Source organism: Rhodopseudomonas sp. BR0G17 (assembly GCF_010907025.1).
Lineage (GTDB): Bacteria > Pseudomonadota > Alphaproteobacteria > Rhizobiales > Xanthobacteraceae > Rhodopseudomonas > Rhodopseudomonas palustris_H.
In genome coordinates this window covers 14,216-28,207 of sequence record NZ_QUML01000046.1, presented here as the reverse complement: position 1 = coordinate 28,207, position 13,992 = coordinate 14,216, and the positions used below count along the sequence as shown (strand labels likewise).

Genomic DNA, 13,992 nt, shown 5'->3' with positions numbered 1-13,992 from the left:
TCCGGGCCCACGCCGAGGCCAAGGGCGCCACCGCCGTCCAGTTTGCAGTCGGCTGGGTGCTGAACAACGCGCTGGTGACCTCGGTGATCGCCGGCCCGCGCACCGAACGGCAATGGGACGATTATGTCCGGGCGCTCGACTACCGCTTCACTGCCGAGGACGAGGCGCTGATCGACAGCCTGGTGGCGAGCGGCCATCCCTCCACGCCCGGCTATAACGACCCGGCTTACCCGATCGAGGGTCGGCGGGTGCGCCACGCCGGCTAGCCGGCGACCGGGCTTCCGGCCAAAGTTGCGGCCGATCAAGCCGAGACGCCGAGGCGGACCGTAATCTCGGCTTCGCCGTGCGGCCGCGATCGTTGTTGCCTGTGTGCCGTGCCAGAAGCCGGGAGACCGCCCTATGACCAGCCCCCATTTCCACGCCGTGATCTGGATCGACCATCGCGAAGCGCGGGTGTTTCACTTCAACCCGTCCGACGCCGACAAGCTCGTGGTGCACGCCGACAATCCGAACCGGCACGTCCACCATCATCGTGCGGTCGGCTCCGGCCACGAGCCGGTCGACGAGCATTTCCTCCACGCCGCGATGGAAGCGATCGCCGACGCCGGCATCGTGTTGATCGTCGGCCCGGCGCAGACCAAGCACGCGCTGGAAAAATACATCGCCGACCACAACCCGGCCCTGAAAGCCAAGATCGCCGCGGTCGAAACCGTCGATCATCCCAGCGACGGCCAGATCGTCGCCCACGCCCGCAAGTATTTCAAAGCCGAAGACCGGACCACGCCGCAGACGCGGTGAGACAGATCAGCAAGCGCCAGCAGCAGCCGGTTGATCCCGGCTGCTGACCTGCAATGTTGGGGGCACGTGCCGACGTCCGCACAGGAGATCACACTGCGTCACCGCCGGCTCAGATGGTGAGGCTGGTCATCGTCAGCATCATCTCGTTCGATGCGGTCACGACTCGTGTACAAGCCGAATAAGCCTGCTGCGCTTGAACCATCGTGGTCATCTGATCCGCAATGTCCACGTTCGACGCCTCGAGCGCGTTTCCCACCACCGTGCCAGAACTGATGTAAAGGGCTGGACCGGATTGAGGCGTCGGCGAGAACGTTCCGCCGCTGCCCTGCTTCATAAAACCCTCGCCGGCGAAGCTGGCTATCGAAAGCGACGCAACATCGACCGTTTGGCCCTTGGAATAGGTGCCTTGCAGCTTGCCGGATGAGCTGACCGACAGGCTCTGCAGAACGCCGAGATTTGGCACTTCCGTACTGGTATCGAACTGAAGCGGCGCCAGGCTGCCCACAGCGCCAGTGACGGGATCAATTTGAGATCCCATCAGGTAGTAACCCGCGCCGTTGACGAGATAGCCGTTCTTGAGATCGAAATCGCCGCGTCGCGTATAGGTGGTCTCGCTGGTACTGAACGTCGGCTGGCCGCTCCCGCTCACCCCTGACGGCGCCTCGACCGTGAAATACCCCTCCCCGCCGATCGCCATATGGGTACTCACCGGATCATTGCTGATCGATCCCTGCTGATTGTTGGTCAGGACTGAACGCCATAAGACGGTATCCGAGACCTGCGGCGGATAGATCAGGTCGGAGAACGCCGTATTGGTCGCCTTGAATGCAGTTGTCTGCGAATTGGCGACATTGCCCGAGATGTTCTCAAAAGCGGCAGACTGAGCCTGCAGGCCCGTGGTCGCCGTCCACAATGCACCAAGTGATCCCATAAGGAGCTCCCTGATCGGTGTCTGCGCCTTGATTTCTGCGCACCCCAAAGAGCTCTGCAAGGCGCGCACCAGAAGCGCACCTCAAGCAAATCAACGACATCGACAAGCCACCCCATTCTTCTACGAGGAAATTTTGTGCGACCGGTCGGAAAGTCTTTCCTCAAAAGCGGCCGGCGCGCACAACATAAGTAATTCACAACACATGGCTTACCGCAGCCGAGCGGCCGAGACAGCTTGGCGCAAGCCCGCTCAATTAGCAGACTGTCAGTCTGCTATCCGCACCCCGTAACTACCCGCCATTCGCGACAGAGAATTCAGATCGCGGACACGTTGGCGGCCAGCTTTGTGGAGGCAGTCTCCATCAGGCTATCGGCGAGCAAGACCAACTTCTTGCCGGCACAAAATGGCCGGCAACCGAAATTCCGCACAAAGCAATTCGATGGATCATTCCTCGCAGCTTGCTTGCATCGTCCTCCTAGGGTGCTCAGTCAGATGCGCTGATCGGTCCACGTGATCGGGATTGCGCGCTCCACCTGCGGGCGTCTAGTATCGCCGCCGTGACGATCGAACAGATCGCGCCAAGAAAATGGGATGGAAACAGATGAGACTCTTCGGACTTGCGGCCGTTCTCGCGGCGACGTCGTTGTTCGCACCCGGCGTTGCGCTTGCGCAGAAATCTTACGGCCCCGGCGTCAGTGACACCGAGATCAAGGTCGGGAATTTCGTGCCGTACAGCGGCCCGGCGTCGGCTTACGGCATCGTCGGCCAGGTCCAGAGCGCCTACGTCAAGATGCTGAACGAGAAAGGCGGCATCAACGGCCGCAAGATCAATTTCATTTCGTACGATGACGCCTACTCGCCGCCGAAGGCGGTGGAGCAGACCCGCAAGCTGGTCGAAGGCGACGAGGTGCTGTTCCTGTACCACACGCTCGGCACGCCATCGAACACCGCCGTCATGAAGTATCTGAACCAGAAGAAGGTGCCGCAGCTGATGCTGTCGAGCGGCGGCACGCGGTTCGGCGACGATCCGAAGACCTATCCCTGGACCATGCCGTTCAATCCGCCCTATCAGGCTGAGGGGCGTATCTACGCGAAGTGGATCATGGCAACCTATCCCAACGCCAAGATCGCCGTGCTGGTGGCGAACGACGACTACGGCAAGGACATCTATAAGGGTGTCAAGGACGGGTTCGGCGCCAAGACCTCGATGATCATCTCCGAGGCGACCTACGACATCACCGACCCGACCATCGATTCGCAGATGGCCAAGCTCAAGGCCTCGGGCGCCGATCTGTTCCTCAATCTCTCCACGCCGAAATTCGCCGCGCTGGCGATCCGCAAGATGGGCGAACTCGGCTGGAAGCCGGTTCACGTTCTGAACAACGTCTCGTCGTCTGTCGGTGCAGTGATCAAACCGGCCGGGATGGAATTTGCCCAGGACGCGATCACCGCGAGCTACGTCAAGGATCCGACCGATCCGACCTGGAAGGACGATCCGGGCGTAAAGGAGTGGGACGCCTTCCTCGAGAAATACATGCCGGGCTCCGATCGCTCCAACGGTCTGCTGCTGTACTCCTACGGTGCCGCGCAGACGCTGGAATACATCCTGAGGCAGGCGGGCGATAATCTGACGCGTGAGAACATCATGAAGGTGGCGACCAGCCTGAAGGGCTACGCGCCGTCCTCGTTGCTGCCGGGCATCACCATGAACACTTCGCCCACCGATCATTTCCCGATCGAGCAGATGCAGCTGATGCGCTTCAAGGGCGACCGCTGGGAGATGTTCGGCGACGTACTCGAAGCCCGGGTCACGAACTAACCAGACCTCCACGATTGACGGATGCGCGGGCTCGAGGTGAGCCCGCGCATCACGCTTTTGGACCTTGCTTGCGCCAAGCCGCAGCCTGATCAGCCGCTATCCCGCGATCTTCCCATCCACCACCCGGACGATGCGGTCGCAGCGTTCGGCGAGGTCGTCGTTGTGGGTGACGAGCAGAAACGTGGTGCCGCGCTCACGGTTAATCTGGCGCATCAGCTCGAACACGTCGTTGGCGGATTTGGTGTCGAGGTTGCCGGTCGGCTCATCGGCCAGCACGAGATCCGGGTCCATCGCCAAAGCCCGCGCAACCGCGACGCGCTGCTGCTGGCCCCCGGACATGTTGGTCGCGCTATTGTTGCGCCATTTGGAAAGGCCGACACGGTCGAGCAGCTCGTCGGCGCGCTTTTCCATCGCCGCATCCGGGCGCCCGCGATCGACCAGCATCGGCATCATCACGTTCTCCCGCGCGGTGAAGGCCGAGATCAGATAGTGATACTGGAACACGAAGCCGATGGCGTGGCCGCGCAGATGCGTCAGCGCCGAATCGCCGAGCCGGCCCGTATCCTCTCCGTTGATCAGCAGCCGTCCGCCGGTCGGCCGGTCAAGCAGCCCGATGATGTTCAGCAGCGTTGACTTGCCCGAGCCGGACGGCCCCATCAGCGCCAGGAAGTCCCCGCGCTGCATCGTCAGGTCTATACCGTGCAACACTTCGGTCTCGACCGGCGTGCCGACGTTGTAGGATTTGCGGATCCCGTCTAGGTTGAGAACGTCAGCCACGGATCGCCACCACCGGATCAAGCCTTGCGGCGCGCAGCGCCGGTGCGATCGCCGCCGCGACACCGGTCGCGGTCGCGAGCACCGAGGCCCAGACGAACAGATCGGGGTCGAGGATCAGGGGAAACAGCTCGCTGCCGTCGACCTGCCGGGCCAGGCGATGCCACACGATCAGTGCCAGCGCGCCGAGCCCGGAGCCGATCAGCGAACCGACGAAGGCGAGCAGCCCGCCCTGGATCAGGAATACCTGCAGGATCTGCTCGCGCCGGGTGCCCATCGCCCGCAGAATGCCGATATCCTTGGAGCGCTGGATCACCGACACGATCAGCACGGCGGCGATACCGAACGCCACCGACAATCCCACGAACAGCCGGATCAGCGTGTTGGAATTCTTCTGCGCCTGCACCGCCGTGAAGAATTGCGCATTGGTCTTGATCCAGCTGTCGGCCTCCACCGGCAGCGTCGCCTGGATCTCCTGGGCGATGTCTTCGGCCGCGTAGATGTCGTTGACGGTGAGGTCGATCGAGGTGACGCCGCCGAGCAGCCCGAGCATGCTCTGGGCGTTGCGCAGCGTGACATAAGTGGTGCGCTGGTTGGCGGCCTTGTTGCCGAAATCGAAGATGCCGTTGATGGTCAGCACGCGATTGCCGGCGAGCGGGGTCGAGACGATGATCTTGTCGCCGAGCGAGGCGCCGAGGTCCCGCGCCAGCTCGGTGCCGACCACAATGCCCTCGGTGGTGATCTTCGCGCTGCCGGCGACGATGTAGTCGGGGACCTTGACGATCTTGAAATAGATCTCCGGCTCGATGCCGTTCAGCGTCACCGCCCGGCTGGTGTCGCCACGCAGGGCCAGCGCCGAGCCGGACGCGGTGGCGGCGGCGTTGATCACGTCCGGCCTCGCCTGCATCTCGGCCCGGATCTTCGGCCACTGGTTGATCGAAATCACCCGCTGCGTCGGGCGCTGCACGGTGGCGGCTTCGAAGGTGCCGGGCGCGTCGCGCAGCGGCCGCGCCACCTGGTCTGGCGGGATCAGTTGGATCTGCGGCACCGAAGTCAGCACCCGCTTGATGAAATTGGCCTGCAGTCCGGCCAGCATCGCCGACATGAACACGATGACGCCGACGCCGATCGCGATGCCGCCAACGATCACCAGCGTCTGTACCGCGCCGTCGAGCAGAAACCGCGCCGCGGCGATCCACTCGAACGGCACCCAGCGCTTCACGGCACCACCACCCGGATGCGTTGCCCGGCTTTGACGCCGGCGGTGAGCGGGATCACCGTCTCTCCGGGGCTGAGACCGTCGAGCACTTCGTAGAAGCCGACGCCGCGCAAGCCGAGCTTGACCTTGCGCACCACGGCGCGGCCGTTCTCGGTCGTCAGAACGAACGGAGATGTCGCAGCATCATGCACAGCGCGCGCCGGAACGATCACCACGTCGTTGCGCTCTGCGGTGGCGATATCGACCGACACCGTCATGTCCTGCCGCAGATAATCCGGCGGATCGTCGACCTTGAGCTTGACCTCGACCGAGGCGCGATTGATGTCCACCGACGGATTGATGTAGCTGAGCACGGCGGAGAAGCGCTTGTCCGGATAGGCATCGGCAGAAGCCACCGCGTGCTGGCCGAGCGCAAGCTGGCCGAGATTCTTCTCGTCGATCTGCACCACGATCTGGACGTCACCGGCCGGAGCCAGCACCAGCAGTGCCTTGCCGGGCTGCACCACGGTGCCACGCTCGACATTGCGGGTGATCAGCACGCCGTCGCGCGGCGCCACGATGGTGGCGTAGCCGAGCCGCGCCTGCGCGGTGTTGAGATTGGCGAGCGCCTGGCTGAGCTGGGTCTCTGCCATCACGAAGTCGCTGCCGCCGGGGCTGGTGGTGAACACCTGCAGCTCAGCGGTGCGCACCTGAGTGCGCGCGACGTCGAGATTTTTGGTGGCGTCGTCGAGCGTCGCCTTGGTGCCATAGCCGGAGGCGGCGAGCTTGGAGGCGCGCTCGTACGTCGCCTCGGCATTCAGCAAATTGGCCTGTGCCTGCTTCAGGGCTTCGTCGGCGGCCGGCTTGGTCAGCTCGCGAAGCTGGCGCACCCGCGCCCGCGCCTGCGCCACCGCGCCCTCCGCCTGCACCACCGAGGCCTGCAGCTCCGACGCCTCGATCGCGACGAGCTGCTGCCCCTGGTGCACCTGCTCGCCCTCCTTCACCAACACATCCTTGACGGTACCGGTGATCTGGCTGGCGATTTCGACGCGGTAAGGTGTTTCGATATGGCCGCTGGCAACCACGGTCTGGACCAGGTTGCCGCGCTGGACCAGCGCAGCCACCACTTCGGGCCCGAGCAGCAACCGGGCAAGCCCGAGACCCGCCGCGATCAGGACGAGGACGATGCCAAGCACCGGCCATTTATGACGCCACAACCCGCCCGCCCAGCGCACCGCCAGATTGGGCCGCGGCGTGTCGATTTGCTCGACTTTCTGCAACATGATGGTCCGCGGTCGATCGCCCTGGCGAGACCTATCCCCGGACCGTTGGGCAGCCATTGCGAAAGATCAATTGCGACCACACGTCCGCGTGCTCAATTTCGCCTGCCGCTGCGGAGTCGTCCGCGGCCGATTGCTTATGGCCGAAGGATACGATGACGACGTTGATCTTGCTGGTGCTGAGCGTCGTCGTGCTGTTCACGGCGGCGGGCTGGGTGTCGTGCCGGCTGGCGCGCCGGCTGGAAGCGCGCTACCCGCCCCGCGGCGTGTTCATCAATGCCAACGGCGTGCGGATGCACGCGCTCGATCTTGCGCCTGCCCGCCCCGCCGCTTCCGGCCGGCCGACCGTGCTGCTGCTGCACGGCGCCAATCTGTGCTGCGAAGACATGCGGATGTCGCTCGGCGAGCGGCTGGCGCGGCGGCTGCGGGTGATCATTCCGGACCGCCCCGGCCAGGGCTACAGCGTCACCGGCACCGGTCCGGTCGCCTCGCCGGCCTATCAGGTGACGCTGATCCGCGAAGTGCTGCGCGATCGCGACGCCGGGCCGCTGATCGTGGTCGGGCATTCGTTCGGCGGCCTGATCGCGCTGCGCTATGCGCTCGACAATCCCGACACCGTCGCCGGGCTGGTGCTGATCAATCCGACCACCCATCCGCGGCCGCAGGGCCTGCCGCTGTTCCAGCGGGCCGCCGAACTGCTGATGAAGCCGCTGGTCACCTACACGCTGCTGCCGCCACTGTCGCTGGCGATGATGAAGGGGATCTCGGCACGGATCTTCCGTCCGGAGACGCCGCCGGCGGACTATGCCGAGCGCAGCCGGCTGGCGCTGGCGCTGACCGCCAAGCGGTTCGCCGCCAGCCTCGAGGAATATGCTGGGCTGCGCGATCAGCTGATCGACCACGTGCCGCGCTATGGCGGCATCCAGGTGCCGACCGTGATCGTCGCCGGCACCGCCGATCCGGTGGTGCCGCCGCAGGTCCATGCCGAGGCGCTGGCCCAGGCGGTGCCGCAAGCACGGCTGCTGCGGCTCAACGGCGCCGGCCATATGGCGCATCATGCCCATGCGGACACCATCGCGGCCGAGATCGAGCGGCTGGCGGATGCGGTCGCAGAGCGCGCGGCGCCGACCCGTGCCGAAGCCGCCGAGCGCAGCTGACGCCAACGACGTCCGCGGCGCGATGAAACCTCAGCGCGTCGGGGACGTTCCTTTTCCGGAACCAACGGAGTGTGTCATGACCACGTTCAAGCTGGCCTGTGCCGTGATGATCCTGTTCACAGCCACCGCGATCCCGGCGCTGGCTGAGCACCGGCACCATCGCGCGCAGCATCACCACCATCATTCACCCTACCACCAGTCCAGCGAGCCCTATCTGCATAACTATGGTCCGCCGATTTGGCCTGGGCACACTTACGCCACCTATGACGGTCCGGTATCGGCACTGTGCGGCCAAGGAGCCGCCGCCTACCGGGGGCAGGACGGCCGCCGCCATCCCTGCTACTAAGCCCCGCACCGGGCCACCGTTCAGTTGCAACGCCCGGCGAACGGCGGCACACTCCGGCCGCGGCCGCCGGCCGCCACGCGTTCCACGGAATCAAACCATGACCGATACTGCCGCCGAAGACGTCCGCAAAATCGCCACCGCCCTGTTGAAGACGGCCATCGAGATCGTCTCAGAAGAGGACGGCGGCGCGCACAATCAGTGCAAATTGTGCGGCGCATCGGTGCCGTGGCTGCAGACCGGTGACGAAATCAAGCACGCGGACGATTGCCCCGTGGTGATCGCCAAGCAGATTGTGTCGTCCAGGCCGAAGCTGCATGCGGTCTGAGCCCGGCAGCAGCGGCGCCAACTCCGGCACGGCCAAGACAGCCGCATCCGAGATCGCGGTGTGTCTGGCACCGGCGGAATTCGTCGACAGCGATCATCCCGAGGTGATCGCGCGCGCCGCTGACGCCGTTCGCGGTGCCGAAACGCTCGCCGACAAGCTTCGTGCGCTATACCTCTTGGTGCGCGACGGCGTCCGTTACGACCCCTATGTGGACTTTTCCAGCCCCGAGATCTTCCGCGCGTCGAGCGTTTTGCGTGCCGAACGCGGCTACTGCGTCGGCAAGGCTTCGGCGTTCGCGGCGCTGGCGCGTGCATCCGGGATACCGGCGCGGGTGTGCTTTGCCGATGTCCGCAATCATCTCGCCACCGAAAACCTGACCCGGACGATGGGCACCGACCTATTCGCGTGGCACGGCTACGCCGAATGCTTCACCGGCGAACGGTGGGTGAAAGCGTCGCCCACCTTCAATCGCACGCTGTGCGACAAGCTCGGCGTCGCGCCGCTCGACTTCGACGGCTCGTTTGACGCAGTGATGCAGGCGTTCGACAACAACGACGCGCGGTTCATGGAATACGTGCGCGAGCACGGCGCGTACTTCGATGTCCCGGTGAAATTCGTGCAGGCCGAGATGAAGCGGCAGTACCCGCATCTTGCACAGCAAAGCAACCTGCGCGGCTCGATGGAAGACGAAGCGGCACAGCATGCGGCGGCGCGCGCCGCGGGTGCGGCTCAGCGCTGAATTTCGGCGCGGTTCTCGGCGACGACGAGTTGTTCGGGCGGCGCGGTCTTGCGGAGCAGCAGAACGACGCAGATCCAGTAGAGGAGGTAGAAGCCGAGCTCGAGCAGATTCGGCTGCGACCGATAGCCGGTGAGCCCTGCCACCAGGGCTCCGACTGCTCCATGGTCCGAAAGCAACGCCGAACTGTCCCACAGCCGCCCCGTCAACGGCAGCATGCCGAGCCTGCTCAAGGTGTCGACGCCGCTGATCAACAGCGAGGCCGCCAGCAACAACATCATCACTTCGGTGACGCGAAAGAACAGCCGCCAGGTTGCGATCCGGCTGCCGAGCTGCAGCAGCGCGTAGGTCGCCAGCGCCAGGCCGACGCCGACGATGCCGCCCAGGATCGGCTCGGCCGGGGACGTGCTTTCGACTGCCGAGAGCGCGCCGAGCAGGAACAGGATGGTCTCGGCGCCCTCGCGCGCGATTGCCAACGCCGCCAGCGTGAACACGCCCCACCAGCTCGCCGTGCTGGTTTCCTGGCGCAGCGCCGCTTCGAGCTCGTCGCGTAGCAGACGGCCTTGGCCGCGCATCCAGGTGACCATGTGGACGATCAGGCCGGCTGCAAGCAGGGTCGCAATCGCCTCATAGACCTCGCGGCTGGTCACTGGGATCGTACTGCTGGACAGCGCGATGGTGGTGCCGAAGCCGATCGCGAGCAGCAGGCCTGTAGCGGCTCCGGACCACAGATAGCGCCGCCCGATGCCGCTGGCGTCGTTATTGCGCAGCCATGCATTGAGGATGCCGACGATCAGCAGCGCCTCGACGCCTTCGCGCCACACCACGATGACGACGTTGCCGAACTGCGACCCGATCATCTTCGCCTCTACCCAGCCGGCGACGGCCACGGGCGATCAACGGCCCGACTCGCCTGCAGCCAGGAGTTGCGATCTTATCGAAATTTAGCGAAAAGTCCCGATAGCGAATGCGGGGACCAGATCACGGGCACGCGAAGGCCGCCCGATCCAGCAAGCCAATTGTGGTTACAGCGACGACCGCCGTCGCTCCCGATGCACCGGTGCAGTCCCGCGCGGCGCGCCAGATGCGCCCTGCTTGTCGAACAGAGCAAAAAACCGCCGGTCATCCTTGAGCAAGTGTCCAAGGATCACCGAGTTAACCAGGAACTCCCGAAGCTCGCCGAGCGACTGGTGTCCCGACACCACAGCCTCACTCACGTTGCGAGCACGTAGCAGCAGATGGTCGTGCTCAGTACGATGATGTTCATATTCATCGTAGCCGGCGGCTTCGAGCACTGCCTGTTCGTACTGGAAGTGCTGGGCGACGCGACTGAGCAGCAGCTCGACCACCTCCGCCAGTTCGGCGGATTCCAGTGCCTCGATGTCGGGACCAAGGATGACATTGGCAAGGTCGAACAACTCGCGGTGCTGAGCGTCGATGGTCGGCTCGCCGCACGCATAGCTCTCGTGCCACAGAATGTCGGGCCGCCGTTCGGCTGGGTCTCGCACGGCCTCGCCGGTCGGCCGCGTCCTGTCCCGTCGCGCCTGCTTGGCCGCGTACATCCAATGGTCGGCGCGCTCGACAAAATCGTCGGCCGTCTCGCCCGGCCGGAACTCCGCCGCGCCGATCGAGATCAAGAGGCGCCCTAAGCTCTCATGCGTCGAACGGCGATGCAGCTCGCGCGCCGCGATCGCCGCTCGGATCGCTTCGCCGAGCAGCAAGGCCTCGCGCAACGGCGTGCGCGGCACGATGATGGCGAACTCATCGCCGCCATACCGGCAAACCACGTCGTCACGGCGGCAATTGTGCTTGATGGTCGAAGCCGCAAGCCGGAGCACGTCGTCGCCGACGACATGGCCGTGGCGATCGTTGAACTGCTTGAAGTTGTCGAGATCGACGATCAGCAACGACAGCGGCCAACTCTCTTCGCTATTGACGTGCTGCGACAGCGAATTCTCGAAGTACTTGCGGTTGCCGACTTCGGTCAGCGGATCGGTCATGCTTTCGAGTCGGACCTGATCGAGCTGGTCCTGCAACTGCCGCACCTGCTCGGCAGCAGACTTGAGCCGACCGACCAACAGAGAATTGGCGGTCTGAATGTCGATCGTCCAGCTCAGCAGTTCATCGACGATGCTCTGCATGCCGTCCATCCGGCCGAGCGCCAGACGCGGCGCCGCGCTCGACAGACGGGTCTCGTATCCATGGGTCGCATCGGACGCTTCTTCGATCACGTTGATCAGCGCGCTCGATTGCGTGTGCACCAGGGCGCCAATCGTATGGATGCGCGTTGCAGCCTTGGTGGGGAACAGAAACTGTTCGTACAGCCGCGTGAGATCGCGTGCACTCGGCCGGCCGGTCGCAGCCAAAAGCGCGTTGACAGCTTCGGTCAATGCTTTGTGCCGGCCCGAAAAGAACGTGTACCAGAGCTCAAAGCTGTTCGGCTCGAGCGCGAGATCGAGCTCCTGGATCTGCCTGAGAGCCTGGCCTGCAATATGATCTTTCCAGTCGCGGTCCGGATCTAAGTGCATCGTCATCAGCGGGTACAACAGTTTGTTAGGCCAGCTTCTCCGGCCGGGCGCGGCCCGGCCGTTTATTCAGTGCTGAACTCTAGACCCTTATCGGGCGGCGGGGCGTTGGCTTTTCGTCTCGCTTTCGCAGCAACTGGTCCCAAAAATCGATGGCGACCAATCGCGTCGATAACAGTATAAAAGTACCCACAAAGAAGAGACTGCGGCGGGCGTCGCAGGAGGGAAGCGGATCAGTTAAGCACGATTCGGGTCGGAAGAATGATACCCACGTACCAGTGAGCAATTTCGAACAACAGCGATAGCACCGCTGAGCGGACCTGAACGCTCCCGACGTCTTCAGATTACAGCGCAAAGATTTCGCGCGCATTCCAGGACGTCATATCCGGCGCAAGCCGGGACGATCCGGGGACAAGCGGTCTGTCGATTTCAGGCCGTGGTCCGCAAGAACTCGCCCAGCGTCCGGCCCCCCTCCGTCGCCTGGCCGCAGAGGCGGCGGACCGATTGGCTGCAATCGGCGCGTAGCTCGGACGGGCTGTAGCCGTAGCGCTGGCGGAACGCGCGGCTGAATTCCTGCGCGCAGGTGAAGCCAAACGAGTTGGCGATTTGCTGGATCTGCCGGGTCTCTGCAAAGTCACACAGCGCCCGGTGAGCCGAGGCCAGCCGCGTGTTGCGAACATAGCGCGCCGCGCCGCCGTGCGGCTCGAACAGGCGATAGAGCACGCTCCGCGACACGCCCATGCTCTTGGCGAGGCTCGCCGGTGTCAGCTTCGGATTCGACAGCTGAGATTGCACCACCCGGCGCGCCCGCTCGCCCAGGCTCAAGATGATCCCTTCGTGGGCTTCTTCCGCGCTGTGCGGCGCCGGCGCCAAACAGGCCGTAATCATGGCCTCGGTGGCTCGAACGATCGCCGGCACATCGTCCTTGGTCAGCTCCGGCAACCGGCGCTCCAATGCCAGCATGTAGTCGGACAGAAACCGTCCGCGTGCGGTATCGATAATCGTGTTGTTGAGCCGGTCCAACGTGCCGGCCTGCCGGGCGAACTGGTCGCGCGGGATGAACAGCATCAGAATTTCCATCGGCTGCATCTCGCCGTGGAATGCTTCACCGAGCGAATAGAATCCGACCTGACCGGAGGTGCCGCGTGACACCTGCTCGGCCGAACAGCCACCATCGCTGACCACCCAGTTCGCGCCCTCCTTGATCAAAAAGAGATACCAATGGTCCGCGAAAATGGTCTTCACCCGGCGCGGCGTCCGGGAGAACCGCGTCCCGGAACTGCTCTCCTGGCACATGGCGAAGCTGCCGAGATCCCACGTCGCCAGGTCGATCGAAGCCTTCCGCTGACGATGGGCAATCGGCGTCAGATCGGCCACCGGACGCAAGTACTCCCGCCAAGCATCGAATCGGTCTCGCTCCGGAACCGCTCCGGTCGAGAACCGAGCCGGCTGCAGCGGCACTGACGAGGATGGCACGTCGTTCATTTGAGAAGCCTCCCTTGGGGCAAGGCTCCGCCACAGCATCTGTGGTGGGCCCGGCAGGACTCGAACCTGCAACCAGACCGTTATGAGCGGTCGGCTCTAACCATTGAGCTACAGGCCCCGCCGGCGGCCGCGGAGGCGGCGGACGGTGCGGCCTCCCCATACAATGGCAGGACTTCGCGGGCAATTGGCAGGTTGCGGGCGCCCGGAACCAAAACCGGCTGGACCAGACCGCGCTCGCGGGGATGGCGGGTGGTCGCGGTTTCCTGCGTCCGAGCGAAAGCGTCGAACCGCGCCGATGGCGACGCCGGGGCTGACGTTCGAGGCACCGACATACTCGGCTCTTCTCAACGATAGGGAACAAGGAAGGTCGGGGCCTGTGAGCAAAATCGATCAGTCAGCACATCGAGCTTTGAATCTCTCCTCTTTCATCAGTCGGAGATCGTTTCATCCAATCGATTAGTTCCGTCCTCTCTTCATGTGCGCGCGGACCGTGAGATCTGCAGATCAAGGGCCGCCGCGCAATATGTTCGATCGCGTACAAATTGATTAGCTTTTGAACAAACATTTTAACCGAGGATGCGGCCGATCATCGCGCGACATCTCGTCGCCTATAAGTTG

Annotated in this window: 14 protein-coding genes and 1 tRNA gene; 7 read left to right on the top strand and 8 right to left on the bottom strand. The window is 64.1% G+C overall.

Annotation, left to right across the window (positions count from 1 at the left end; genetic code table 11):
• Positions 1-266 (top strand): aldo/keto reductase (locus DY467_RS23525; protein WP_164639368.1); only part of this gene is annotated, 266 nt, incomplete at its 5' end.
• 133 nt (positions 267-399) lie between these two features.
• On the top strand, positions 400-798 hold the full coding sequence (locus tag DY467_RS23520) for a translational machinery protein (protein ID WP_164639366.1): 399 nt from the start codon (positions 400-402) through the stop codon (positions 796-798).
• 109 nt (positions 799-907) lie between these two features.
• Here DY467_RS23520 and DY467_RS23515 read toward each other — a convergent pair whose 3' ends face one another.
• The gene (locus DY467_RS23515) at positions 908-1,729 is read right to left on the bottom strand and encodes a flagellar hook basal-body protein (protein WP_164639365.1); all 822 of its coding nucleotides are present in this window, start codon (positions 1,727-1,729) and stop codon (positions 908-910) included.
• A gap of 601 nt (positions 1,730-2,330) precedes the next feature.
• Between DY467_RS23515 and DY467_RS23510 the strand changes: the two genes are divergently transcribed.
• Positions 2,331-3,548, top strand: coding sequence for an ABC transporter substrate-binding protein (locus DY467_RS23510; RefSeq protein ID WP_164639363.1), 1,218 nt, complete (start codon positions 2,331-2,333; stop codon positions 3,546-3,548).
• A gap of 96 nt (positions 3,549-3,644) precedes the next feature.
• On the opposite strand, the gene DY467_RS23505 is transcribed toward DY467_RS23510, so the two are convergent.
• The 3 genes from DY467_RS23505 to DY467_RS23495 are packed head-to-tail and all read right to left on the bottom strand — an operon-like array spanning position 3,645 to position 6,803.
• Positions 3,645-4,325, bottom strand: a complete 681-nt coding sequence (locus DY467_RS23505) for an ABC transporter ATP-binding protein (RefSeq protein WP_164639361.1) — start codon at positions 4,323-4,325, stop codon at positions 3,645-3,647.
• A complete protein-coding gene (locus DY467_RS23500) occupies positions 4,318-5,544 on the bottom strand; it encodes an ABC transporter permease (protein WP_164571577.1) in 1,227 nt (408 codons plus the stop codon). Before DY467_RS23500 ends, DY467_RS23505 begins: the two co-directional genes overlap by 8 nt.
• Positions 5,541-6,803, bottom strand: a complete 1,263-nt coding sequence (locus DY467_RS23495; RefSeq protein ID WP_164639360.1) for an efflux RND transporter periplasmic adaptor subunit — start codon at positions 6,801-6,803, stop codon at positions 5,541-5,543. The genes DY467_RS23500 and DY467_RS23495 overlap by 4 nt, the downstream gene beginning before the upstream one ends.
• Before the next feature lie 152 nt (positions 6,804-6,955).
• On the opposite strand from DY467_RS23495, the gene DY467_RS23490 reads away from it, so the two are divergent.
• The 4 genes from DY467_RS23490 to DY467_RS23475 all read left to right on the top strand — a co-directional run bounded on the left by DY467_RS23490 (position 6,956) and on the right by DY467_RS23475 (position 9,367).
• Entirely contained in the window at positions 6,956-7,957 is a 1,002-nt protein-coding gene (locus tag DY467_RS23490) for an alpha/beta fold hydrolase (RefSeq protein WP_164639358.1), read from the top strand.
• Between the two features lie 76 nt (positions 7,958-8,033).
• Positions 8,034-8,303: a hypothetical protein gene (locus tag DY467_RS23485; RefSeq protein WP_164639356.1), complete on the top strand. Its 270-nt coding sequence runs from the start codon at positions 8,034-8,036 to the stop codon at positions 8,301-8,303.
• A 97-nt stretch (positions 8,304-8,400) separates the two neighbouring features.
• Positions 8,401-8,628, top strand: a complete 228-nt coding sequence (locus DY467_RS23480) for a DUF3222 family protein (RefSeq protein ID WP_107343633.1) — start codon at positions 8,401-8,403, stop codon at positions 8,626-8,628.
• Positions 8,618-9,367, top strand: coding sequence for a transglutaminase-like domain-containing protein (locus tag DY467_RS23475; RefSeq protein ID WP_164639354.1), 750 nt, complete (start codon positions 8,618-8,620; stop codon positions 9,365-9,367). Before DY467_RS23480 ends, DY467_RS23475 begins: the two co-directional genes overlap by 11 nt.
• On the opposite strand, the gene DY467_RS23470 is transcribed toward DY467_RS23475, so the two are convergent.
• The 4 genes from DY467_RS23470 to DY467_RS23455 all read right to left on the bottom strand — a co-directional run bounded on the left by DY467_RS23470 (position 9,358) and on the right by DY467_RS23455 (position 13,492).
• Entirely contained in the window at positions 9,358-10,224 is an 867-nt protein-coding gene (locus DY467_RS23470; RefSeq protein WP_164639352.1) for an FTR1 family iron permease, read from the bottom strand. The two genes, DY467_RS23475 and DY467_RS23470, sit on opposite strands and share 10 nt — an antisense overlap.
• Positions 10,225-10,389: 165 nt before the next feature.
• Positions 10,390-11,910 carry a diguanylate cyclase gene (locus DY467_RS23465; RefSeq protein WP_246701626.1) on the bottom strand — a complete coding sequence of 507 codons (1,521 nt, stop codon included), beginning with the start codon at positions 11,908-11,910 and terminating at the stop codon, positions 10,390-10,392.
• Positions 11,911-12,318: 408 nt separating this feature from the next.
• Positions 12,319-13,266, bottom strand: coding sequence for a helix-turn-helix domain-containing protein (locus DY467_RS23460; RefSeq protein WP_349627684.1), 948 nt, complete (start codon positions 13,264-13,266; stop codon positions 12,319-12,321).
• Positions 13,267-13,416: 150 nt separating this feature from the next.
• A tRNA-Ile gene (locus tag DY467_RS23455) sits at positions 13,417-13,492 on the bottom strand.
• Between the last annotated feature and the right edge of the window lie 500 nt (positions 13,493-13,992).